Genomic DNA, 25,317 nt, shown 5'->3' on the forward strand with positions numbered 1-25,317 from the left:
AAAATATCTTGATTTTTCGATTTTATCTCTCAATTGTTAAAAATTACTTAGCATTAGTTTTTTATGAATATTCAAAAAAGCCTATTTACTCTGAACGAGATGAAAACGATTCTTTTAGAGAAGATACCCCTCTTTAGTTCTGATGTAAAGATCATATAACTTTGAGATAAAGATTATTCTTATATAGTATAAGAATGTGTCTCATTTTGACCATAAGTAATAATGATTTAAAATTAAGGTATGAGATAAAGTTAATAAATAAATCGGAGGATGAAATGTATAAATTATTGATTGTTGAAGATGAAATAAATATAGCGGATACACTAAAAGAACATCTCGAAAAATATGGATATCATTGCCTCATTGTAGAAGATTTTCAAAAGGTATTAGAAATTTTTCAAGATTTCCAACCCCATCTCGTCATAATGGATGTTACCCTTCCTGCCTTTGATGGTTATTATTGGTCCCGTAAAATCAGACAAATATCGAATTGTCCCATTGTGATTCTTTCTGCTCGTATGAGTGAGACGGATCAAGTATATGGCATTGAAAATGGAGCTGATGATTTCATTACCAAACCTTTTTTATTAGGAGTCGTTCTTGCAAAAATTAATGGACAAATTCGTCGTATATATGGCGAATATGCCAGAAATGTACAGGAGAAAATTTTCAAAATAGGAAATACAATTTTAAACTTAGATACTGTACGATTATGCGCACCTAATCAGGAGGAGCTATTAACGATAAAAGAATTCCAGCTATGTACAATGTTCTTTGAATCATATCCTAATGTTGTAACAAGACAGCAACTCCTTACAGCCATTTGGGATGAGGAAGAATTTGTAGAGGAAAATACATTAACAGTAAATATTGCAAGATTACGAAAGAAATTAGAAGCCATTCATTCTACTTTAGAAATTAGAACTATTCGAGGAATTGGCTATCAATTAACGGAGAAACTCACATGAAGTTATTTTTAAAAGACCATTTGAGCTTTATTATTCTTTATATTATTACATTTATTAGCTTACCAATCGTTATTCATCGATTAGATGGTTTTGAAAATCATTATACCTATTTTATATTTCTAGCCTGCTCTCTATTAATCGTATTACTTTTTGGTCGTTATTTACGTCGTAAAAAAATGTATGCACATATTGGGAACAAGAACATCCATACGGACAGTTTCATGATTTATCAGCCAATTGCTCCATACGAGAAAGCATACGCAACTCAATTGCAATATATTCAATCCTTATTTTTATCAAAAGAAGAGGAGTATAAGAGTTCTTTACATAATCAGCAATTAATGATTTCTCATGCAGTTCATCAAATGAAAACGCCACTTTCTGTCATTCAACTGCTTATACAGTCCAATCAGTTTAAGGAACCAAATTCCCTTGCAGAGTGGCAAAAAGTAAAAGTTGAATGTGATAAACTGAACTTCTCTTTAAATCAGTTACTAACGTATAGTCGCTCTACTAAATTATTAGCTGATTTAAAAATAGAACCAATTCTGTTAAAGCATGTCGTACAGGAAGTTATTAACGATTTAAGAGATTATTTTATTGAGGAAGAAATCTTTCCTAAAAGCACCATACCGGAGCATATATTGCTTTATTCAGATCGTAAATGGCTAAAAGTTGTGGTTTACCAGTTATTAAGTAACGCTGTTAAATATGGCGAAAAACACTCTTCTATTATGATTCATTATGAAAATGGACAGTTATTCATTCAAAATAAAGGAGAAACGATACCTGAAAGTGAAATAAAACGTGTTTTTGAATTATTTTACACAGGAACGAAAGGACGTACAAAAGGGGAAGCAACTGGTATCGGTCTTTATTTAGTAAATAGGATCCTTACTACATTAAATCATCCATACCACCTACATTCTAAAGATAATGAAACAACATTTACAATAGATTTCTCAAGAAGTATAGAAACGGCTACCAAATAAGGTAGCCGTTTTGAATGTGACAATTTTGTCATCTTGCTGTCACATTGAGAGATGTTAAGAAGTTACAAGCATATTTATACTAAAATACTGAAAGATACAAAGGAGTGAAATATTAATGTTAAACACAATCTTAAATGTAAAGAATCTTCAAAAGGACTATACAGGGGAAATTATTTATAAAGCATTAAAAGGGATTGATTTTCATTTAGAAAAGAATGAGTTTGTTGCCGTAATGGGTCCTTCCGGTAGCGGTAAAACAACATTCCTTAACTGCATTTCCACAATCGATCCTCCAACTAAAGGATTAGTTACAATTAATTCGAAAAATCCTTATGAATTAAATGATACTGAACTAGCAAAGTTTCGTCGTACAGAATTAGGGTTTGTTTTTCAAGATTTTAACCTTGTTCATACTTTAACAGTAGAGGAAAATATTTTATTACCTTTGGTACTTGATTCTGTAGAAGCTAAGGAAATGAGCAAACGTTTAGAGAAAGTTGCAATTTTTTTAGGTATTAAAGAAATTTTAAAGAAACGTACATTTGAAATTTCAGGAGGACAAAAACAACGTGTGGCAATTGCGCGAGCTGTTATTCATGAACCTGGATTATTATTAGCCGATGAACCAACTGGAAACCTAGATTCTAAAGCGGTAAATGATGTTATGACTTTGTTTGAGTCAATTAACAAGACCTTTAACACAGCTATTTTAATGGTGACACATGATGCCTATGTTGCTAGTTTTGCACATCGCGTAATCTTTATAAAAGACGGTATTCTTTATAATGAGGTGCATCGAGGCAATAATAAACAGAAGTTTTATCAAGAAATTATGGACACACTTACATTTTTAGGTGGTGGACAGCATGAGTTTTAATCATATTGTCCTTCAAAACATCTTGCGCGATAAATGGACATATATTTCCTATTTTTTAAGCAGTGTATTTTCCATTTTGATATTTTTCTTATTTTCGATTGTAGCATTCCATCCAATGCTGGCGATCATTCAAACAGGAAGCACACTTAGCCTTGTAATGATACTTACGAGCTGTATTGTGTATATTTTTTCATTCGCTTTCATCATTTATTCGATGTTTTCGTTTTTGAAAAAGAAAACGAAAAGCCTTGGCATTTTTATGATTACTGGAGCATCTATGAAGCAAGTGCGTAAGATGGTGTTCAGAGAAAATATGCTTATTGCTGGTGTAGCAATTCTAACAGCGATTGTGCTTGGGCTTGTAATCGCCCCTTTGTTTTTAATGGTCACCAAAAGGGTTTTACAAGCGAGTAGCTTTGGTATGTATATACCAATGCAAGCTATCGCATTAACGATTTTTCTATTTGCAATTTTATTCTTTATCGTTTCTAAATTTATAACACGTTTTATTAACAAAGAAGAAGCTGTTCATCTGTTAAAAGCAGATGTAACACAGGAAAAGTTAATAGCGCCTGCACCATGGAAGTTGTTACTATCCGTAATTACGAGCGTATTCTTAGCACTATCGCTCATATTAGAAATGAATTGGGTTGAATCATCTGGAACGATCCATTACATTTTACTATTTGTTAGTTCGCTATTAGCCATTTATTTTATTATCACGCAGGGAATGTTTTTATCGATTCGTGTATTACAAAAACGACCGTCGTATTACCAAAAAACAAATATGCTTTACGTTTCGAACATAAAGGCCAAAGGACGCTCACATTCCTATCTTATCTATTTATTAACAGTTTTGTTGCTAGGTGTGTTTGTATGTACAAATGTACTGTACAGTTCCTATTACAATATAGATACGAGAGTAGAATCAATAGAGCCGTACAGCTTTGAATATATCTCACTCTCAGGAAATGCAACGGAAGTTGAAAAGGATGATATTTCATTTATTGAAAATTCATTAGCAAAACACGGTAAATACGATGCATATCATTCAGCATTTAAAACAGATAAAGATCATAATATCGGTTTTATGTCGGTTTCAAATTATAATGCACTTGGCTTTCATAAGGAAATTTCACTAAAGGATGATGAGTACTATGTTGCAGCAGGAAATAACTATGCTCTTCCAAGTACAGAATTTATTCGTGACTACCCGTTTGGAAAACTTAAATATGCGGGCCTTGAGAAACGAAATATTTTAACTTCAGGTTTTAAAAAGATGTACTATATCGTCCCAGATGCTGTTTATGAAACGATTGACTATCCTGTATTTAAAGTATTTGCTTATGAAATTGATAATTGGACAGAAAAGCTCGACTTGTCTGAAACGATTCTTTCCAAAATTTCAACAATACCAAATGAGCGCCTAATTTCTTCTAAAATTAATTTTTACGAGACTGAAAAAACTACAGTGAGCCTCCTATTCTTTATCGGTTTCATGTTGAGCCTTATCTTTTTGAGCGCGGCAATGAGTATTCTTTATTTCTATCTGCAAACGTCATTTGAAGGCGAAAAAGAAAAATATGCAGGAATCAGAAAACTTGGCTTTTCTACGAAAGAATTAGTTACTGTGGTGACTAAGGAGTTGGCAACTTTAATTTTTATCCCGTTTGCACTTGCATCTATTCTTCTATGTGGAATAACGATTGGAATGCGTAACCATTTTTCATCAGCATTTTATGGAGTCACAGCAATAGGTGTAGGAATATTTTTATTGCTATTTGTTATAAGCTTTTTCATCATACGACGAAACTATTTGAAAAAACTAATGAATTAACAATACATGTATTTAATGTTTTAGATACTTCATCTAAAAATAATATAGCAAGTTTACCCAAAGTTTTACTATTCGAGAGGTTCTATTTTTTATAAAAGAACCTCTTGGACAAAAAATTTATACTTTTTTATGAAAGTATATTGTGTATGTAAGAAAACAAAACTGTGTTTTCAAAAGATTAATAGTATCTGAGTAACATGTAAAGTGGAGGTTTTATATATTATGAGGTTAAATGCTTTTCAATTAAAGATTTTTGCAATGATCCTTATGGTCATTGACCACGTGTATACTTACATTCCGGGTATACCAATGTGGATGCATCATCCAGGACGTATTGTAGCGCCAATTTTCTTCTATTTTGTAGTGGAAGGATTCTTCTATACACGAAATCGTACAAAGTATGCTACACGTGTATTTATGTGGGCAGCGATTATGTTTGCAGGTTCAGCGCTAATTCAGTACTTGTTCCCAAGGGAAGGTGGACTTCACAATAATATTTTCTTGTCACTTGGAATGAGTATTGTTTTACTTTGTACGATTGATTATACGAAACGTACAAAAAACTATTTACTAGGAATTCCAGCTACCATTATTGCGGCTATATTAGGACTGTTTACAGAAGCAAGTGATATTGGCGTCATTATGACATTAATCTTCTATTTCTTTAGAGAGAAGAAAATGTGGTTAATTATCACATATGTATTACTTTCATTAATAGAGGTACCAACATCACTTATGTCTGGAGAAATTTTTACGGAAATGGGTTTATTTGGTTTTAACAACCAATGGATGATGATATTTGCTTTACCATTCTTCTTCTTATACAGTGGAGAACGTGGTGTAAATAATTCATTAACAAAATATATGTTTTATATTTTCTATCCGGTCCACTTATGGATTATCTATACAATTGGATATTTTGTGAGTAAATAAAGAGAAAGCTTTGCATATTATGCAAAGCTTTCTCTTTTATTATAGTATCCTTATTTTACTAGGAACTTATCCCCCTGACAAAAACACAACTATGTATACAAACCATTTTCATCCTATTCGTATATAAAATCCCAGTATTTTTCAAGTTTCTAAATGAAGTTGTAGGGAATGCATCTTACGGGAAGTTTTTAGTACATTCAAATTTTGCTTAGCGTACGAAATTCGCGGTTTGTTGGTGGGACCCCATGCCCACATCGCCATCAAGCTAAAATTTTATAGCACCCCCAGAACAAAATTTTGTACTATCTTGTAACAAAATGCTCATTTTTTCGTTTTGAGGTATTTGCGTTTCTTAGTCTGATAGTGATGGGGTGGGTTCCCACACAGTACGATTTTATTTCAAAAACACAACGATTTTACTACACACTTTTTATTTATCCCACACTCTCATCTGCTAGTATCACTATTTTTCATTACTAATGTTGCCGTTTCACTCGGATGGCTAAGAGGAAAATGATGGCCATATGGAACAAAATCAACCTTACCAAGATACGATGGAGCAGAATAACCTCTGTCATAATCCCCCCAAATAATGTGAAGATTATACTTTGTTACTTCCTTGAAATCACCTTGATCTTTTTTCAGTAGTAAACTGTTAAGCTGAACCGTAGTATTTAAAATTCTAGGAGAAGTAAAACTGTTACTTACTTTTTCGATATAATGTTCAGGGATGCTCTCCATACTTTCAAACAAACCATTACTTAATAAATATCGCTCTATGAAATTAGTAGTTGCCAGTTTTAATGTCCATTTGTTCATAAATTGAGGAACATTTAGCGATTTAGCATTTTTTTTAACTACAGGTGGCTGAAGTAAAGTGATTGCATACTTCTTATCTATGTACTCTTGTACCAATGCTTCCAGAAGAATAAATGCACCGAATGAATGACCAATTAGATGTGCACCATTCGTAGCTTTCTCCAATAACTTTTTCACTACATTCAAATAGATATTTAGAAGATTTTTATCTCGTTTAAAAGGAGAACGCCCCAAACCTGGAAGATCCAAGATCCATACAGGTTGACCAGTTTTTTCATGAAGCTCTTGTGCTAAAGGAAATAAATCCTCTCCATCACTCAATAAACCATGTAATAAAATAAACGGTTTACCCTCTCCTTGTAATTGGTAAAGGGTATTGTTATCGCATAATGTTCGTTTAAATACATGATTATGCTGGCCATTTTGATACATCATTCGATAATCCAGATCAGCTACTACGGCAGGGAAAAATTTCATTACACTCGTCTTCCTAAACCAATCTCCTCCCATAATTTTTTTCGCTGAAACATTTGAAAATTTTCGTTTTGTAATAAAATTCAGTCCATCAGAAGGAATTTTTGTTATTTTACTTACTCCACTATTCATAATTGTTTTCATAAGCGGCATTGGAACCGAGATTTTTGGTGCCCTCATATTCATACTTTCCGACATAATACTTAATAACTCAGCCATGTTCTGATCGTGCTGTTTGTCTTCAACAAGTGTATATGTTTGAATAGTCGGTTGCTCCAACCTGAAAACCTGCACAATAAACTTCGCAAACTCATCGTTTGAAATAAGTGGTAACCTATATCCCTTACCTCCAGGAATCACTGGCATGAGCCCTCTTCGCATACTCATCACAAGCAAACCTAATCCTGCTATCTGCTCTGTACTCCCTGTTTTGCTACTACCGACTACAGTTGGTGGATTAATTACAGAAAGCGGATAACCTACTGCTGATGCCTGCTGACGGATATAAAGATCTGCTAAAAATTTTGTTCTCTCATATGGATTTTTTATTTTCAAATAACTGTTTCCTTCTTTAAACACATCAATTGCAATCTTGCTATTTTTATCATCAAAGGGACTCATATAACCTACAACATGAATAAATTGTTGCAAGCCCTTCAATTGATGAATACTTTTAGCTAATTCACTAATATGTTTGGCGCCATTTAAAAATACGGAAGCTGCCTCTTTACTTGTCGCTTGAATATCCATGGGGCCTCCTGCGTGAATAATCACATCCGTTTTCAATACCCTCTCCTTATCTTCAGCACTTAGACCTAAATCTATTTTCGTCAAATCACCTTCAATAAAGTGCATAACTTCCTTTTTTAAGATGCCTCTTTCTTGAAAAAGGCGTATTGCTTTACTTTTCGACCTCACTAAAAGAAGAATTTTCACATCCTCTTTGGCTAATTCTTTCACTAATTGCTTTCCAATAAAGCCTGTTCCACCAGTTAAAAATACTGTTCTCATATAAAATCCCCTTTTTTAGTACTAATCAGTACTAATTTGATGTAAAAAAAATGCTTCTTTTATCGAAGCAATTTTAAAAAATGATCTGCTGTTTTCGTGATTACAGTTGCATCCTTCAATGTTTCTGAAATAAATAACGCTCCTTCAAGATTTGTAATAAAAAGTGATGCAACCTCATCAATATGAATCGTATTTCTGAATTCTCCATTCTCTACCCCTTGTTTAAGTAATAGAGAAACTTTCTTTTGTAATCCTGTAAAAAAAAGACCTATTTTTTCTTTTATTTGCGTGGCCTGTTTAGGACTTTGAATATAAAGAGTAATAAATGGACAGCTCCCCTTATACTCTCTCGACTGAACTCCTTGTGATAATTGCTTTAAAAACAGTTGGATACGATCTTCAACTAAAAATTGGTTCTGAGAAAGTACGTCATCAATTGCAGATTGATACATTTCAATCCAATAATCAACGACCCCTTCTAATAATACTTCCTTATTAGAAAAGTGATAATACACATTAGACTTTGAAACTTTGCTTACACGTACTAATTCATCCATACTTGTATAAGCAAACCCTTTTTCTAAAAATAATGTTGCAGCTACTTCAATCACACGTCTTTGATTCATTAATTTTACCTTTGTCATAACTAGAACTATATAGTACTAATTTAAATATTGCAAGTATTTATGTTAATTTAGAAAAAATTTTGATTAAAAAAGTTCCACTAACATTGATTTTACTGCAAAAAAATCTTATTTTGAATAAAGTTGAACTGAACCCCGAAATTGTTAATTCACTATCGTCTAATAGAGGTCACCATACATGCTCATCAACTTAAGAAAAAGAAATGCCCCCAAAACGAAAAAATGAGCGGCTTCTCAAAATAGCTATCTGTAGAGAAAGAAAATTTAAATTTAGGGGGATATGAAAATATTAGCTTGATGGATATGGAGTAGTGCACCTATAAACAAAACCCTCCAGAAACATCTAAAATCTGCCCTGTTATCCAGCGGCTATCAGCAGAAGCAAAGAATGCTACTGCATCTGCAATATCTTCAACTTGCCCTATTCGTTCGAACACAGATGAATTCGTAGCAAAACTTCGTATTTCCGGATCATCTAGCAATTTTGCATTAATATCTGTCTTCGTATATCCAGGCATAATTGTATTCACTGTTATACCTCTTTCTCCGAGATGTTTAGCTAGAGGAAGTGTCATCGTATTTAATGCACCTTTACTTAAGCCGTATGCAATTGAGCCTGTAAAACCAAGTCGTACTTCAGCTGATGAAATGTTAATAATACGCCCCTCTGCTCGTAGTAACGGCAATGTTTGCTGAATTAAGAAGAACGGTGCCTTAATATTTACAGACATAATTTCATCAAAAACTTCTTCTGTCGTATTTTCAATCGTCCCTTGTGTACCTATCCCTGCGTTGTTTACTAAAATATCAATCTCTGATGTACTAACTTTTATTTGTAATTCATTCTTTAACTGTTCTACTAGCTTTTTGACACCATCAATTGAATTGAGTTCAGCTTCAATTAAGAACGCTTTTCCTCCACTAGATTCAATATCACTAATCGTTTCATCTGCAGCTGCCTTATTTCGGCCGTAGTGAATCGCAACTAATGCACCATCGTTTGCCAATCTCCTCGCAATCGCACGACCAATACCACGACTCGCCCCTGTTACTAACGCTACCTTCCCATCAAGATTCTTCATTTTTTCCATCCTTCCTAAATTTCTATTCGATAAATCCTATACTTATATTTTTATTCAAACACCAATAATTTTAAATATAGATTTATAGGTAATTCAGTCCGTTCACTTATAATATTATAGTTATAATTTGTTATTTACTTAAAAAAATAAAATAAGGAGGCTACACAATGCCAAACGCAGTAAAATTGGATGAAATCGATCATAAAATTATGAACTTGTTGTATGAAAATGCGAGAATTTCTGTTTCAGAAATAGGACGAATTATATCCATGACGCAACCTGCTGTAAAAGAACGTATTAACAAGCTTGAAGATCAAGGAGTTATAGCGGCTTATCGAACGAAATTTGAGCCTGCAAAAATTAATAAAAACATTCAAGCATTCATCATGTTTAAAACGAGCCAATGCTCTGATTTTATTCAATTTTGTAATGCCGCTCCTGAAGTAACAGATTTATATCGAATTAGTGGGGAGTTTAATTATATGATGAAGGTCATGAGCGATTCGATGGATTCTCTCGCTGCATTTTTAGACTCTTTAATGCAATTTGGCTTGTCATCTCCTTTAATTATTTTAAAGAGTGAGTTTGAGGAGAAATTGTCGTTCTAATAAAGGGATACGTATTATCCTCCGCTAACAGTACAAGCTTTTCCTTTATGAGAAAATCCAACAAAATCAATGATTAGTAACTAAAAAAAGAACATTGATTTTCAATGTTCTTTTTTATACCTCTACTTATTAATTAGATTGCTCTGCGAAAAGAGCACCTTAATCCCCTTATTATCCCTGATTCCTCTGCGCCTCTCTAAACTCCGCCTTCACCTTCTCTAACAACCCTTCTTCCATAATTAATCGATACGCCGTATTTGCTAATGCTTTTGCCGATGTAATTAATGCTTTGTCTCCTAATTCTGAACGCGCTGCTTCTCTAAATTCATTCGTATGCGCAATTAAATCATCTGGACCGATTTTAATGTACGGATGAATTGTCGGTACGACTTGGCTTACGTTTCCTGTGTCAGTTGAGCCGATCCCGAGTCTTTCTTTACGATTTACATCTTCACCTAGTAATTCTAATTCTTCAGCTACAATGTCGTTATATGTTTTTGTTACGAGTAGTTCATCGATTTCATTTTGGAATTGATGGATTTTTACTTTCGCACCTGTTGCTAATGCTGCTCCCTCAGCAATGTTTCTTACTTTTTCTGTTACTTCCGCGCATCTTTTTCTCGTTGCTGCACGGATGAAGAATCTTGCTGCGGCATAGTCAGGAATAATATTAGGTGCTTTTCCGCCCTCAGTAATAATGCCATGAATTTTCACATCTGACGGAAGTTGTTGGCGAAGTGCGTTAATACCGTTATAGAGCTGAATAACCGCATCTAATGCGTTAATCCCTTCTTCTGGCGAAGCTGCAGCGTGAGCTGTTTTTCCGTAAAAATGAAAATCAAGTGGATCGACTGCTAATGAAGGACTCGTTGTCGCTGTCTTTCCGCTCGGATGTATCATAAGCGCCGCATCAATGTCTTTAAATAAACCTGCCTTTACATAACTTGATTTCGCGCTACCATTTGGCCCGCCTTCTTCTGCTGGTGTACCAAACACGACAACTTCCCCGCCAATTTCTTCAAGCGTTTCTGATAATGCGATTGCTGCTGCAACGCTAATTGTGCCAATTAAATTGTGACCACACGCATGACCTAGTCCTGGTAAAGCGTCATACTCCGCTAAAAATGCAATGACTGGTCCTTGTTTTCCTGAACTTTTTCGCGCGATAAAACCTGTTTCATGTCCAGCTATATTGTGTTGCAGCTGAAATCCTGCACTACCTAGTAATAAGCTTAACGTTCTTGATGCGTAAAACTCTTGGTTTCCAATCTCCGGATTCGCATGAATATCATGACTTGTTTCTATGTATTTTTCCTTATTTCTTTCGATACTCTCTTCAATTGTTTTTCTTTGTGACGTTACTCCTGTCGCTCCCATTGTTCTTCCTCCTTTTATTTTCACGTAAAAAAAGCCTCTTTCTAAAAGATAGAAAGAGGCTTCTGTATATACAATCAAAATGAGCTTCTTTCTTATCTTTCAAGTTACCTTGCTGGAATTGGCACAGTATTCATAACGAATCCGCTGCCGAGGTATCATAGGGCCAGTCCCTCCACCTCTCGTGATAAGAATTTTCATAAAATTATATTAAATTAAATTCATTCTAAGTTCATTCCAAATAAAAGTCAAGGAATTCCTATCCGAATTTACCGAATATCTAAAAATCCTTTTAATACACCAATTGTTTCTGGCGCTTGCAGTCTTGCACATACGTACGGAAATTCTGTACTACCTTCAAACATCATTTGAGATGTAAGCGGTGCCCCTGCCCAGAAGATTTCATCATCAATTACTAAGAATGGGAATGCTTTATTTTGTCTTTGTAACTTTACATTTTTCAGTGGAACTGGTCCATCACTATAAACTGTTATCTGTGCATTTGTACGCATTAACGCTTGCCATACTCGCTTATCCACTTGTTTTGTACTTGGAAGTGAAATAATAATTTTTCGTTTTGCGGCTAAAATATCTTTTAATAGCCCTTTCGGCTCTTCAAGATTCATTTCCATAAACCAGCGTAAACGTTTCGAAATTTTCCGTTCCCACAATTGTCTTGATGTCGTGCGATCATACACATCTCCGTGACGTTCTATATGAGCTGTTAATTGTGATAACGCTTGTTTTCTAGAAAGGTTTTTACGCATATAATGGCAATCTGATAATTGAATGAACTTCCCTCTCGCCCTTGTCACTGCTACATTGACGAGGCGATGGTTTTTGTGATCAAAGAATAATACACCAGGTCGTTCTTGCGGATAACTGTCAACCGTATCAAAGATCATCATATCTCTTTCAGAACCTTGGAACTTATGAACTGTCGCCGCTAAAACTGGTATGTTTTGATATTTTGTTCTCTGCAACATTTCTCTAATACACGTTGATAAAAAGCGTGACTGCGCCCTGTAAGGTGTCACAATACCAATTGATTGCACACCGTCTAACAATCCGATTAACATCATTTGCATTGCTACTAAACCAGACATAATGTTAAAACGTGAACCAGAAGCAGCATCTTTTAACGAAAAAGCTCCCATTTGGCTCGTATCAAATAAAACACTCGCTTCATTTGCGAACGGCTGCAATTGCGCAAGTTCTTTACGCTCTGAAACAGACGGATGATCGTATACTCTATTTTTATAAATAAACGAATTCGTAAACTTCGATATATCCGCATGCATACGTCTTTGTTCCTGCAACATAAATAGGTTTGGGTGTGCTTCTGATTTATTAACAGACTCAACAATCCCAGCATGGTAAAACATATCTTCCCCAAGCCATTTGCGAACGAGTTCATGATTTGCCATCGCAATTGGAGGTAACTGTAAAAAGTCACCGCAAACGACGATACGTTTTCCAAGTGAAGCAGCTAATGCAATTTGCGGAACATATGCCATACTTACTTCATCTACAACAACTAAATCAAATGTGCGCTCATAAATAAGTGAATCAATGGCACATTTTGATAAAGTTGCACCAATTACTTTCGCATTTTCAATATATTCTTTTTCTACTTCTTTAATTTTAGCCTTTTGCTTTCGAAGATCACTTTCAATCTCTTGTATACGCTTCTTATCAGCAGATGTTGCTTTATACGATAAGATTTTTTCACGAAGATCTTGTCGTGTCTCTTCTAAATAGAGTCTTTCCTCACCCCAAGATCCGTTCGTCGTTTCAACTAACTTCGACGCAAGTAACGTTTCATGATTTCGTATATGTTCATGTTGACTATAACCGTAACGAACAATTTCGCCAGGCATCCATTTCTTTTTCTTCTCAATTTGCTTCGTTACTTCACTCATTAATACGTCTACTGCCGCATTACTATGAGCCAACACAAGTACCGATTTTCCTTTTTGATAATGAGCCGAAATAATACGTGATAAATTGTAAGACTTCCCTGTTCCTGGTGGTCCCCATACGTAAGTTGTTGGATTATAAAACGCACGATATGCCAATTCATTTTTCGGATTTTTCATCTTCTCAATATGTTTCGGACTGCTCGTCCCATCAACAAGACGCTTTATACGATTACGTTTTAGCTTATCTTTACGTGCTTCCTTCAACCTCTCTTGTAGTTGCTCTAACAATTGCCACGGTTCACTATATAAAACAGCTTCTCGTATTTCACCTTGTATATAATCATTTAATTTCAGTTCTATTTCTAATCCATGTACAGACAATACTTCTCCTGTCGCTTCCTCACCATCAAACTCAATTCGAATGGGTGAACCTTCAGGTAAGCTTACTTCCGAAATAAGCTGAAATACGTATACTGTACTTTCATAATCTGTATATAAAAAACGACCATTCATGATAGAAATTTTACTACCACCTATCGTTTTCCAATGTTTAATTTCATATGCTAATGCATAATGCCACTCTTTCATCGTTTCCGATAATGAAGGAGTTTGAGTAGTTGTATTCATCGTATAATCTCCTTCCTTCTCCCCAAACATACTTTCTCACTATACCATATAACACGCTAAAATTTGTAAGGTTTTTATCTTGCTTATTTTCTTAATTTTCAATAATATATTGTGTATAATTTTCAGAAAGAAGGAATCTACATGCCAGTTAGAAGAATTGAACACGTTGGACTTATGGTTGCAAACTTAGAAACATCTATTTCATTTTATGAAGAAGTAGTCGGCTTACAGCTCATGAAACGTATGGGTCATCCAAATCCAGACTTAAAACTCGCTTTTTTAGGTGTGGAAGAATCAAAAGAAACGATACTAGAACTCATTGAAGGCTACAACTCTTCTCTTCCGGCAGAAGGAAAAGTACATCACATTTGCTTTAAAGTGGATTCATTAGAGGATGAGATCGAAAGACTGAAGAAACAAAAAGTAACCTTTTTACTAGGAGAAGAAATCGAAACATTACCAGATGAAACACGTTACATATTCTTCGCTGGTCCTGATGGAGAGTGGATTGAGTTTTTTGAGACGGAGAGATAAAGCAAACCTTTATTTTGCGGGATAGAAAAGGAGCCGGAATTCCGCCCCTTGTTTTTAACCAGTAACAATGAAACATACCTCCAACCTAAGAATTTACCAAGATTAAAAACACAATCATTTTGTTAGGAGGAGAGAATGGGAAATACAGTCTTTATTATTGTTTTTTTGGATACTGATACTATTTCCAATCCTTTATGTAATCAAGATAAAGGATTGGAATATAAAAATAGTTGCCTTATTTGTTGGAAGGATTCTATTAAGCATTTTCTATTTCATAAATGGAATGGTGTTAGGTCTGCAACGAAATTGGGTAGAATCTCCCTATGAAACAGAATGGGATTTCTTTGTAAAGTCTTTACTAAACGGAAAAACTGATGCACTTATACACTTGTTACTTCTAATTATTATCATTACTTTGGATCTATTCTTTACATTTTATTATATCAATAAAAAGAAATAGGATATTCTATCCTATTTCTTTTTTTATGAGTAGCGCCATATCGCTATCAAACTAATGTTTTACGCTGCCCCTAAACAATAATTTTTTACATTTTTACTATGAGAATGTCAATTTTACTATTTTTGGGGTATTTATTTTTACTAGCTTGATGGACATGGGGTTGATTTATTTTCTTAGGTTAGTAGACATGTGGTGCTATCCCATTGCTATTAAGCTAAGAATTTAAGTGTAATATCATTTAAGGTAATACTTAAGATACAGATAAAATATCTTTTCCATGTCGCACTGTTTTATTGAAGTCTATCCCGAGTTATAGCTAGTTCAATGCGACTGTAAATTCGGAGTTCGGTTCGCCAGCAAATACAACTGTTCCGTTCTCTGGTAGTTTCACTTTGTTATTATTACTAACAACGCTAAAATTGACGCATACTCCATTCCCATCATACACCGCGAATGAACTTCCTGATGGCAACTCCACATTCATCGTTTTCCCTGCTACCTCTTGCGGAATCGTAAACCATTTCGCATGCCCATTTTTTTGCAGTGTAACTTTCGATAATTGACCTGCATCAAGGGATTTTACGTTAGATTCACTGACGTATAAAAAGCTGGCCATCTCCATATATTCAGTACCATTCTCTGTATAGAAATGAGCTTCCTTCGTATCCCTCCCATTCATCACAGGAATCTGAATTTGATGCGTCGCCGTATTCGGACCTGTAATTTTTTTGCCGTCCCAATAGCCATCCTTGATCGTAATTTGTGTGTTAAGAGGTATTTGTTGTCCTAGATAATTTATAGAATTAAATTTTTCGTTAACAAGGTAGAACTTGCCGCCCTCGCGCTTCGCCCATGCAGCAGCTGTTTTCTTCGGTAACACATTGTTTTCTAATTTCTGAGCTAAATAGTGAGTCAGCACATTTTGCCCCAATCCCGGTGATAATTCATATGTGCTCTCTCTTAAATAAACTTTTCCATTCTTCTCAGTGACGAAGTTAAGCTTGGAAGTACCCTTTTCATTTATAAAGCTTCCATCCGCCGTATATACATATTTTTCTTCCGGTTTAGTTGGTAAAAACAGTTCTCCCTTCTTCGTAATCTCTATTTTGAAATGGCTTTGGATATTTCCATACAATCCTGCTTTTTTTACCACATCTTGAGGCACTTTAGCCTTGACTGGCTTGCCGAAGGATTTATCTGGTTTTATATCCTTAATTGCCCCTTTCTCTTTAAGCCTAGCTAGCAGTAATTTATTTGCCAATAGTTGATTTGTCATGCTGCTCCCACCGGAGGACAATACAGCTGCTGCCATCTTCTGTTCTGGAAGCACGACCAATGTAGCATGTTGCAGCATCGTATCCCCACCCTTAGTCAACGCTTTTATCCCATATTCACTGAATGGGTATAGTTTCACACTATCCCAGCCAAGACCATAGTTGAACATATTTCCGCTATCTCCTGGCCACATTCCTTTTTTATATTCTTCTTGTTCCATCGCCTTGATTGCTTTATTAGAGAGAATTTCTTTTCCCTGTCCCATAAATATTTGTGAGAATCGCACCACATCTTCTGCAGTAGAGGAGATTCCTCCCGTACCAATCACATTTACCATTTCACTTGGAAGCTGTCCCTGGTATGTCGGAGAATACTGTCCAGCCCGCTTTTCGTCTTCCCATTTGTCTTGCGATGTTATCGTTTGATTCAGTTTTAATGGCTCTGTAAACTTTTGATGTAGAAATTCAGTAAAACTCATACCGCTGACTCTTTCTACCAAGATCTCAGCCAGCGTAAAACCGTCATTACAGTATACTGAAAACGCGCCAGGGTCTGCCTTCAAGTTTTGGTTGGACAATTGTTGCAACAAGATATCATGGGCATAAGCATCATTATCTTTAAATAAAAATGCATTATTGAACGTCGAACCTTGCAAACCTGAGGAGTGATTCAACAGCATACGCGGTGTAATGCGTTTATATCGTTTATCTTTCATTTTGAACTCAGGAATATAGCCAGTAACAGGAGCATCCAAATCAACTTTTCCTTCGTCTACTAGTTTCATAACAGCCGCTGCTGTATATACTTTACTGGTTGAACCAATTCCGTATAGAGTATCTTTAGTTAATGGTTCTTTCCCTTCTATGTCGTTCTTGCCTGTCTGCCCCGACAAAATAAGTTTACCATTATCAATCAGCGCATACTGCACGCTAGTCGTCTCATAGGACTTCGTGAGTAGTTCAGCGTTCTCTGCAGCAATCTTCTCCAAATCTTTGCTAGCAACTGCTTGGCTAGATACAACCGGAGCCTTACTGCTAGAAGACGCTATCGCTCCTGTTGGCAGGCTCATCGTTAGAGCTAAAGTAGCGGCTAACACCCCAGATAATTTATTTTCCATAAAAAAATGCCTCCTTAGATAAATGATTAATTTCATCTTTTATTTGTTCAATTACAAACATCACATAAACTACTATTCTGGCTTTATCCCTACTGTCGTAACAAACGGTAAAACCTCTCTTTTTCACATGTATGTTAGTACCATAAATGATTTTTTTATTTAGAATGTACTTATTACTAGTTTGGTTTTCGTATAAATAAATCCTATTTATCCTCCCTCTTTTGTGCTTCTCTATATTTGTATCCTACATAATAAAAATTTCTTTTTTCTTATGCATTTCTTACAATTTCCTTACGTTCAAATCACTTCTATAATTAGGTAGGTTTTATTTTAAAATCCCCAGGATAATAACTGCTTATATAATCCCACGATTTCATAGAAGATGGATTAATACCCCTGCGCCAAATCATCATGCACATCTCTGATATTTCCTTGCATCCCCCCTCAACCTTTACAACAGTTCCAACCGGCATCAACACTTCTTCACGTTCTTATTACTAGTAATAACTAATCAACTCCTTACCTGAAAATAAATTAATATAGAAAAAGAGAGATAAGGTTAAAATACCTTTATCTCTCCTTTTCTCTCACAAATTTTGCGAAGTTTTTTTGTTTTTGGGTTCATCTGTTTTCTTAGCTTGATGGGCATGGAACGTTAAGAAAAAGCAGACTGAAAGAATTAAAGGAGAAGAAATTATTTCAATAAAATTTCTTTAAAGTACTTTTACATCACTTTCACAAATGTAAGAACTCTCATATATTACACTTCATACATCCTTTTCCAAGGAACAATATACCGATATACAAATCCCTATTTATATAGGGATTTTTTTGTGCAAGTCCCCTCACCGTCAATTTAAGAATTAAAAAAGAGGGGATTATCCCCCCTCCTTTTTACGCTTGCTCCGACTGTCGAAATTATTTAATATACCCACGATTCAGTTCCGTTAATTTTTCATTGATGTTAAAAATTCTTACTCTAATATCTTTAACACCAACTGCTTCAAGTCTGTTCTTGTGCATTTCAGCGTATTTTTCAGCATCTTGTTTTTCCTCAAATACATAAATGCCTCCAGCTTCTTTTTTTTCTTCATTCTCAGTCCATATTTTCCAGTGAAATCCTTCTTCTTCGTTAATACTATTTGCTAAATCCCAAAATGTTTTTTCCATTTCTTCACCAAAAGGACCTTCAAACGGAAAATCAACTTGTAGTAAATATGCCACCTTCACTCACTCCTATTTTAATATAAAATTCTTCCCGTTCTTTTACTGATTATGATTCAAATGATAGTAATGTCTAAATCCGTATTGCTATTATTATTCAAGCACTAATTTGAGAATCCCCCTATTTGTAAAATAATCACATAATGATAGTAACTTGAACGCATAAAGTGAAAGTTTAATAGTTTTCGGTTATTTTTAAAAAATGTGATACAAACTTATCCCTAAACTAAGGACAAACAAAACAAGTGCAGGTATCGCTTTCTTAAAGGGATCTCTCGCTAATACAATTAGAGTTAATGCGGCTGCAAGCATCGTACCAGCTAATAACACTCCTGCCCATAAAGCTATTACTGGAATCCAGATTCCTATCAACATTCCAATCGCTCCTACAATCTCAAAAGCTCCAGTTAAGAAATTAAAAAACGAAGGTAAACCAAATCGTTTGAACTCATCTGCCATTTTCCCGGATATAATTTTCGTTCCTGTCATTAAAAAGAACAGAAACAACACTACTTTTACAATATTGATGAAAATTAAAATAGTAATCACACCTTTCTTATTATTTGGTAAAAACTCAGTATTGTTCAGATAGTAGTCACTACCTTTATCCTATTTCCTGAGATTACCCGTATGGAAGTCGCTTCAATTTACATTACCCTTTTCAATATTAAAGGGCCAGAAATTACATGCTATAGCATATATAATACAAAAAATTTGACTGGTACTAAGCAAAAAAGTGACCCTGAATCAGATATCATACAAAATAAAGTTATCTTCCCATTCGTCCAAACAAAAAATTATATGCTACAGCATATATAATACCTAAAACAAAGTTTGTTCCTTATGAATAGCATAGCATCAATAAGGAACAAATATTAATAGTGTGTATCATACAATTTGTTTAATAACGATTGTAATACTTTAATTTCTTCCTCGCTCAAATTACTCGTAACGAAATGGTGAGCGTCTTTCACTACAGGCAAGATTGTTTTCTTTAGCTCGTCGCCTTTTTCAGTTAAAAAAAGGTTATGTGAACGCCTATCTTGGTCATTCAAAGCCTTCCTTACAATCCCTTTTCTCTCCATTGACTGTATCATTCTAACAACAGTAGTTTGATCTTTATCAATAGCTTCCGCCAACTCTTTTTGAGTAGTGCTCCTTTGGCTACAAAGAACACTAATAATCCCCCACTGCTCTGGCGTAACTCCATACGGCTTTAATTTCTTCGTAAAATAATTGGTCATTTTCACATCAGTACGGTGAACAAGATAGCCTATTAAATCATGTAAGTTCATATATCACCTCTATAAATTAAGATATAAAAGGATACAGCATACCAGTCAATCATTCACAATGAATGTATTTGTTTCACCATATATATGCTATGGCACATATATTAAAGTAGATTATTTTAATTGTCAAATGATTTACCTATTATTTTTCGAAAACCAAATCGTCCCTTTAGATTATAGAAGGAATGACTAATTTGACGTATTTCTCTGGCGATTTCTCCCTTATCGTTTTATGATATGCTAATAACATTTGATAAAATATGGTATCTATAGACAGTCAAACACCTTTAAAGATACCTCATCCAGTTTTCTTGCTGTTGCAAGATAAACAGCATGTAATCAGTTAACCACCCACATTAGTAACGAAAACATAAAGAAAAGGCATTCCAAATATGAAACACCTTCTTTCGTTTTATAAAACCATCCAACACGCTGAACTTTTCAATTTAATATAATGACTCGTTTAACTAAAGAAATTGATTACGTGCATAACGCTCTTCTCACTTTTCTTGCAAAATTTAGTGGATCATCAACGTCTTCGATATTAACGTAAATTAAATTTGGATCATCACATAACCACTCATTGTGTATAGACGAAACGATTATTCCTTGTTTAATAATTGTCGCCACAAATTCAGTGACTTCTTTTTGTAAGAGTGCTACTCGGCCTAGGCATAATGCCCGTCCGGTTTTATTGTCTCGTGATTCGAATGAAAAGGAAGTTGTTACTCTAAAACGTTTTCCCAAGATTGTTGCTCGTATTTCATCTCGGTTTATTGTTGCCACGCATTTCCCACCGGCGAATCCTTCTTGACCGCCAATGATTCTTGCAAACTGTTGACAAATTGATTCCTCATTAACCGCCATACCTTTAATCATTCCTCCTTTTACTATTAGATTATGAATTCATACATAGGTCTGAAACGGCAATGAATCTAATCTATTATAAAAAAAATGATGGCAATCTACCGAAAGCTATTAACTCAATTATTCTTGATTGTATGAATTGTTATCAGAGTTTAAATGGTGCAGAATTTTTATTCTATGCTTAATGGGCATCGGAGACTGAAAGCAAAACTCAGCTATTATATGGTAAGACATTTTTAAAAAGCATAAAAAAGACACCCTAAGGTGCTATCCTCCGACTTGAGAATCGTATCTATGTATGGAGAAATTTAGAAAAAACAAATACAAAAGAGAAGATTCTAACTATAATTTATAGAACTCTTATGTCATGACTTACTTACATATTTCCTTATTTACCAGAAGAAGAATCCCAGTTACATTATTTTCTGAACAGTCTCGTTAAAGCCATACCAAGAAATCCAGCGCCCATTCCTATTAGCCATCCAGTTTGGGCATTACCTAACATAGATCCCACTCCTCCACCAAGAAACATACAGCCAACGAATACTAATCCTCCAATTCCCCAATTCGGCCGTTCCATAATTCAATCACATCCTTTCAATAAAACATATGCGATTGGCTCCCTCAACTTTCTTCCATAGGATAGTTCATTATTTTGCTTAAGTTTAGCGCTTCAAGGAATTCATAAGATGTGAAGCTTGAGCCATTTATATAGATTGTAGAAATACGGGTATCAATCGTTATTAAAAATAACTGACGCATTTTAAACATCATCGATTTTATCATTTTGGACAACCTATTCTGTTAAATTGATATACATGCGAAAAAACTATCAAAATAAAACCCCAGAAATCCAACGGTCTCTGGGGCTTCCTTATATATTTAGCTCTTTTTGCTTTTTGTTTTGTTTATGTCTATACAGCAATTTTCGGCTTATTAGAGAAATCACTAATAAGGTCAGAATTAATAAGATAAGTTGCATAAATGATAAATCAAAATATTTAGCACCTGTAACGATTAAAAGTGTAGAAATCGTGCCTTTTACAACAAAAAAAATAATAACCCATAATCCGCCTTTTTTCCAGTTCATTTTATATTACCCTTTCCTACGTTTAAATTCTTAAAATATTTAATGATAGTTCTTAAATGTGACAACTTAATAGAAATCTATTATATTAACAAAAAATTCATGTCTAATTACATGCAACGATTCTATATTAAATGAAAATGATATTCATCGTCAATTTTATTGACTATTTGAATACTTATTATTTCTTTCTACTTTGTTTCTTATAAGCAACACACTTTTATATTCAAACAAAAACACCTCCATTACATTTGCACACTTAGTATGCGAATGCAAGAGGTGTTTTTTCATATACCATCAGGTAAGATTTCCTGCTTTGTTTATTTCTTGATACGTAGCTATTTTTTAATACACAATAACTGGATCATACGTGTTCAAACTATCATATACAGTTTTTGCAACATTAGGAAGAAGGTTCACACACCCACCTGATCCTCCTGTTAAATAAGCATTATTTCCCCAGTCTTTTCGCCAGCCGGCATCGTGAAATCCTTGACCACTATTTGTGAATGGAACCCAGTAATCTACTTTAACCGCATAATCAGCTTTTCCTACTGCGTTACCTCTTAGCGTATATGGTGTTCGTTTATAAAGGACGTACCACACACCTGGTGATGTATCTTCACCAGTACTATGTTTACCAGTTACTACATTTGTTGTAACAACTAATTTTCCATCTTTGTAAATCCAAATTTGTTGCTCTGCAATTGAAACTTCTGCATACGTGTCTCCGATGCCATTATTCGATGTTGTTTTATAACCGATACCTTCCTTCTCCCAACCATTCCCGTGAATATTAGAAGCAGAAAGCGATTTGTCGCCTTTCTCAAAGGCTTGTTGAACTTGTTTAGTTTCTTTTTCAACATCTAGTGCCCAGCCGTATCCTTGTCCTTTTACTGATATGACTGAACCGGAATGAGTTTTAAATGAGAAATCTTTATTTAATGTTGATTTGGCATTATTAATTTCAGTGATTTTCTTCTTAATGTCACTCGCATCAATTGTAACTTTCATATCCTTTGACATAGAGGCATTTTGAATTAAATCTTTCGCTTTTAAAGGATAAACTTCATCCTGCACTTTATACTCAACAGACTGCCCAAGAAGATTCTGTAGTGCTTTCTCCTCTTTTTTGACAATCGGATCGTCTTCTTTAATAGGTTTTATGTATGCAGACTTCAGATGAATTTCGCTTTTATATTTTTGTTTATCATAATCTTTCAGTAGACTAGTAACATCATACTGTTTTCCTTCAACACTTTTCGAAATAACAATTTTCCCTTGTTCTAGCTTCGCCATAGCATCTTGAGGCGCTTTTAATTTCTCATTCATAGAGATGAGCTTTTCTTCTACAAGTTTTTTCATCGTTTCACTACGATACTGATCTGCCTTCTCTGGTAGCAATGAATAATTTTCTCCCTTTGAGGAAGGAAAAAATGTCCACTGACTTTTTAATAGTTTCTTAACTTGAGGCAAATCTTTTTCCGTAAGTTCCGTTTTTGTATCTTTTTCATCTAAAATTTGTTGTTGATCAACATAGACTTTGTTTGCTAGTCCAGATGTCTTTAGTTTCTGTATTGCCTGATCAGCGCTCAGACCACCAACTTTTGTGTCATTAATTGTAACATTCGAATTGAAGTGAGTTGCCTGATAATAACTCATTCCCCCAATAAGAAGTGCAATTACACCAATACCCACTGCAATAAACTTCCAATTTGTATAACGTTTTTTTGATCTTACTCGTTTTTGATCAATTTCTTCAACTGATTCATTTGTTGTATTGTTGTTCATCAATCTTTCCCCCGTATGCATTAACGTCAAACGATTTTCAACTAAAATCATAAACTAGTGTACCTTATTTTTCCTAAAATTTCATTATTTCCGAACACATTTTATCGCAATTTAATGATTAAATTTAGATTTTTTAATAGTACGATGCATTGAACAGCCCTTTACAAGTTATAAAATGAAATTTCAATCAACCGTTATACCAAGGGAATTAACTACATCTTCTTCGGAAAATTTTTTCTCTTTACGCAAAATACGAATTATATTATCCATTTTATAAACATCACCTCCTAATTTTGTCAAAAAAATAAACGATAGTCCTTCTATCTAAAATGTAGAAGGACTATCATTTTTTCAGTTAGAGTATTTGTATAATCGTTTAACTTTTTATTTCCTGAAGGTCAAACGTGATGAAAATGATGAAATTTCATCTCATAGCCTTTAAATGAAAACATTATGTTTTTTATGGCAAACCAAGTTTATTTTCTTAGCTTGATGTCCCCCACATATCCAGCAGCCTAAGATGAAGTAAGAGTCTGTTCAACTAGATTTTTTCTAATATTTTTAGGAGCATCTTATTTCGCCTCGTCATATTTCACTAATTGAATTTAAAACACATCCGTATGCTATTTAGTAAAATTTACGATTCGAGACGTAATTATTGCAGTAATTAAGATAATAATAGCGGTTATCAAGCCAGATTCTCCAACCCAAATCTCAGTTTGATATCCTGTACTTGCACGTGCGAAAGGTCCTTGAATAATGGCATTCCAAGTAGTATGGATGATAACCGAAGGCCAAACGCTACCTGTGATTAGTCGTAAATAAGCTGTAATATAACTGAATGGCACAATACAAAAATAGATGCCAAGCACTGAAAGTAGGACAGATGGTCCCTCTACATATAGACCAGCAATAACAATTGGAACATGCCACGTTGCCCAAATCAATCCACTAATAAGGATCGGCCGTGAAAACTCTGCATCGACTAGCCTTGTGAGCATATAACCTCGCCAACCCATTTCTTCTCCCAAAACTGGGATTAAGTTAAGCAAACTTCCGAAGATGCCGCTCAATACAACTAGATAAATGAAACTGAATGGTGCCGCTACATACTGAAGTCCAAGTATATTGTAGATCGGTTCTAACATACCACCTTCAGGATGCTGAAACCTCGCAATTCCGCTCAGCCGGGCGATAGAATAAGTAATTCCACAAATAATCATAGGGATTAGCAGAGCAAAACCAATCCCCTTCCATACCTTTAAGTTACCGAGACCAAAAGATACATCTTTAAACCCTTCTTTCAGTATTATGCGAGTCAAAATAGAAGAAAGTGCTGGGGTAAACATATATACCACAATAAGCGGCATACTTTTCGTAATTATTACTACTACATTTAGGATAATAGAAGTAATGATTAAAATACTCAGAAAGAGTTGAATTCCTATTTTAGCACGTTGGATTTTATCTTTATTGTGGAACGATTTTGCGTGTAATATCAT

General features: G+C 34.6%; 22 protein-coding genes, 1 pseudogene and 1 riboswitch. Of the genes and pseudogenes, 8 read left to right on the top strand and 15 right to left on the bottom strand.

What is annotated here, in order from left to right; all coding sequences use genetic code 11:
* Positions 1 to 275: 275 nt before the first annotated feature.
* The 5 genes from NST27_RS15455 (at position 276) to NST27_RS15475 (ending at position 5,607) form a co-directional block, all read left to right on the top strand.
* Positions 276 to 968: a response regulator transcription factor gene (locus NST27_RS15455; protein WP_000277459.1), complete on the top strand. Its 693-nt coding sequence runs from the start codon at positions 276 to 278 to the stop codon at positions 966 to 968.
* Positions 965 to 1,960, top strand: coding sequence for a sensor histidine kinase (locus NST27_RS15460; RefSeq protein WP_000765292.1), 996 nt, complete (start codon positions 965 to 967; stop codon positions 1,958 to 1,960). Before NST27_RS15455 ends, NST27_RS15460 begins: the two co-directional genes overlap by 4 nt.
* A 115-nt stretch (positions 1,961 to 2,075) precedes the next feature.
* The gene (locus NST27_RS15465; RefSeq protein WP_000935297.1) at positions 2,076 to 2,837 is read left to right on the top strand and encodes an ABC transporter ATP-binding protein; all 762 of its coding nucleotides are present in this window, start codon (positions 2,076 to 2,078) and stop codon (positions 2,835 to 2,837) included.
* Entirely contained in the window at positions 2,827 to 4,674 is a 1,848-nt protein-coding gene (locus NST27_RS15470) for an FtsX-like permease family protein (RefSeq protein WP_000009434.1), read from the top strand. The genes NST27_RS15465 and NST27_RS15470 overlap by 11 nt, the downstream gene beginning before the upstream one ends.
* Before the next feature lie 222 nt (positions 4,675 to 4,896).
* A complete protein-coding gene (locus NST27_RS15475) occupies positions 4,897 to 5,607 on the top strand; it encodes a TraX family protein (protein WP_001238740.1) in 711 nt (236 codons plus the stop codon).
* 447 nt (positions 5,608 to 6,054) lie between these two features.
* Here NST27_RS15475 and NST27_RS15480 read toward each other — a convergent pair whose 3' ends face one another.
* The 3 genes from NST27_RS15480 to NST27_RS15490 all read right to left on the bottom strand — a co-directional run bounded on the left by NST27_RS15480 (position 6,055) and on the right by NST27_RS15490 (position 9,637).
* A complete protein-coding gene (locus tag NST27_RS15480; RefSeq protein ID WP_047386514.1) occupies positions 6,055 to 7,911 on the bottom strand; it encodes an alpha/beta fold hydrolase in 1,857 nt (618 codons plus the stop codon).
* Between the two features lie 59 nt (positions 7,912 to 7,970).
* Positions 7,971 to 8,537: a TetR/AcrR family transcriptional regulator gene (locus NST27_RS15485; RefSeq protein WP_001076337.1), complete on the bottom strand. Its 567-nt coding sequence runs from the start codon at positions 8,535 to 8,537 to the stop codon at positions 7,971 to 7,973.
* 335 nt (positions 8,538 to 8,872) lie between these two features.
* Positions 8,873 to 9,637 (bottom strand): SDR family oxidoreductase, encoded by a 765-nt coding sequence (locus NST27_RS15490; protein WP_000792678.1) that lies wholly within the window; start codon positions 9,635 to 9,637, stop codon positions 8,873 to 8,875.
* Positions 9,638 to 9,804: 167 nt separating this feature from the next.
* Here NST27_RS15490 and NST27_RS15495 point away from each other — a divergent pair, with 167 nt between their 5' ends.
* The gene (locus tag NST27_RS15495; RefSeq protein WP_001132318.1) at positions 9,805 to 10,245 is read left to right on the top strand and encodes an Lrp/AsnC family transcriptional regulator; all 441 of its coding nucleotides are present in this window, start codon (positions 9,805 to 9,807) and stop codon (positions 10,243 to 10,245) included.
* Between the two features lie 171 nt (positions 10,246 to 10,416).
* Here NST27_RS15495 and NST27_RS15500 read toward each other — a convergent pair whose 3' ends face one another.
* Both NST27_RS15500 and NST27_RS15505 read right to left on the bottom strand, forming a co-directional pair.
* Entirely contained in the window at positions 10,417 to 11,622 is a 1,206-nt protein-coding gene (locus tag NST27_RS15500; protein ID WP_000501377.1) for a M20 family metallopeptidase, read from the bottom strand.
* A gap of 89 nt (positions 11,623 to 11,711) precedes the next feature.
* Positions 11,712 to 11,813, bottom strand: a riboswitch (SAM riboswitch).
* 75 nt (positions 11,814 to 11,888) lie between these two features.
* Entirely contained in the window at positions 11,889 to 14,198 is a 2,310-nt protein-coding gene (locus NST27_RS15505) for an AAA domain-containing protein (RefSeq protein WP_033689291.1), read from the bottom strand.
* Positions 14,199 to 14,309: 111 nt separating this feature from the next.
* Between NST27_RS15505 and NST27_RS15510 the strand changes: the two genes are divergently transcribed.
* The gene (locus tag NST27_RS15510; protein WP_001145285.1) at positions 14,310 to 14,702 is read left to right on the top strand and encodes a VOC family protein; all 393 of its coding nucleotides are present in this window, start codon (positions 14,310 to 14,312) and stop codon (positions 14,700 to 14,702) included.
* Positions 14,703 to 14,837: 135 nt separating this feature from the next.
* Positions 14,838 to 15,162: pseudogene (locus NST27_RS15515) on the top strand (hypothetical protein).
* A 316-nt stretch (positions 15,163 to 15,478) separates the two neighbouring features.
* Here the strand turns inward: NST27_RS15515 and NST27_RS15520 are convergent.
* From NST27_RS15520 to NST27_RS15560, 10 genes are all read right to left on the bottom strand, one after another.
* Positions 15,479 to 17,554 (bottom strand): serine hydrolase domain-containing protein, encoded by a 2,076-nt coding sequence (locus tag NST27_RS15520; RefSeq protein WP_000428428.1) that lies wholly within the window; start codon positions 17,552 to 17,554, stop codon positions 15,479 to 15,481.
* A 314-nt stretch (positions 17,555 to 17,868) separates the two neighbouring features.
* A complete protein-coding gene (locus NST27_RS29615; protein ID WP_001143945.1) occupies positions 17,869 to 18,027 on the bottom strand; it encodes a hypothetical protein in 159 nt (52 codons plus the stop codon).
* Positions 18,028 to 18,472: 445 nt separating this feature from the next.
* Positions 18,473 to 18,778, bottom strand: a complete 306-nt coding sequence (locus tag NST27_RS15525) for a monooxygenase (RefSeq protein WP_000323774.1) — start codon at positions 18,776 to 18,778, stop codon at positions 18,473 to 18,475.
* Positions 18,779 to 18,973: 195 nt separating this feature from the next.
* Positions 18,974 to 19,324: a DoxX family protein gene (locus NST27_RS15530; protein ID WP_029960785.1), complete on the bottom strand. Its 351-nt coding sequence runs from the start codon at positions 19,322 to 19,324 to the stop codon at positions 18,974 to 18,976.
* Positions 19,325 to 19,653: 329 nt separating this feature from the next.
* Complete coding sequence (locus NST27_RS15535) at positions 19,654 to 20,073, bottom strand: MarR family winged helix-turn-helix transcriptional regulator (protein WP_001048566.1); 420 nt, start codon at positions 20,071 to 20,073, stop codon at positions 19,654 to 19,656.
* A 477-nt stretch (positions 20,074 to 20,550) separates the two neighbouring features.
* Entirely contained in the window at positions 20,551 to 20,937 is a 387-nt protein-coding gene (locus NST27_RS15540; protein ID WP_001986336.1) for a DUF1259 domain-containing protein, read from the bottom strand.
* A 418-nt stretch (positions 20,938 to 21,355) separates the two neighbouring features.
* On the bottom strand, positions 21,356 to 21,517 hold the full coding sequence (locus NST27_RS15545; protein WP_000441008.1) for a hypothetical protein: 162 nt from the start codon (positions 21,515 to 21,517) through the stop codon (positions 21,356 to 21,358).
* Positions 21,518 to 21,811: 294 nt separating this feature from the next.
* Positions 21,812 to 22,027: a hypothetical protein gene (locus NST27_RS15550; protein ID WP_001104104.1), complete on the bottom strand. Its 216-nt coding sequence runs from the start codon at positions 22,025 to 22,027 to the stop codon at positions 21,812 to 21,814.
* Positions 22,028 to 22,369: 342 nt separating this feature from the next.
* On the bottom strand, positions 22,370 to 23,815 hold the full coding sequence (locus NST27_RS15555; protein ID WP_001064068.1) for a L,D-transpeptidase family protein: 1,446 nt from the start codon (positions 23,813 to 23,815) through the stop codon (positions 22,370 to 22,372).
* A gap of 623 nt (positions 23,816 to 24,438) precedes the next feature.
* Positions 24,439 to 25,317: a CPBP family intramembrane glutamic endopeptidase gene (locus NST27_RS15560; protein ID WP_000600459.1), complete on the bottom strand. Its 879-nt coding sequence runs from the start codon at positions 25,315 to 25,317 to the stop codon at positions 24,439 to 24,441.

This window comes from Bacillus sp. FSL W8-0770 (genome assembly GCF_038008705.1).
GTDB classification, from domain to species: Bacteria; Bacillota; Bacilli; order Bacillales; family Bacillaceae_G; genus Bacillus_A; species Bacillus_A cereus.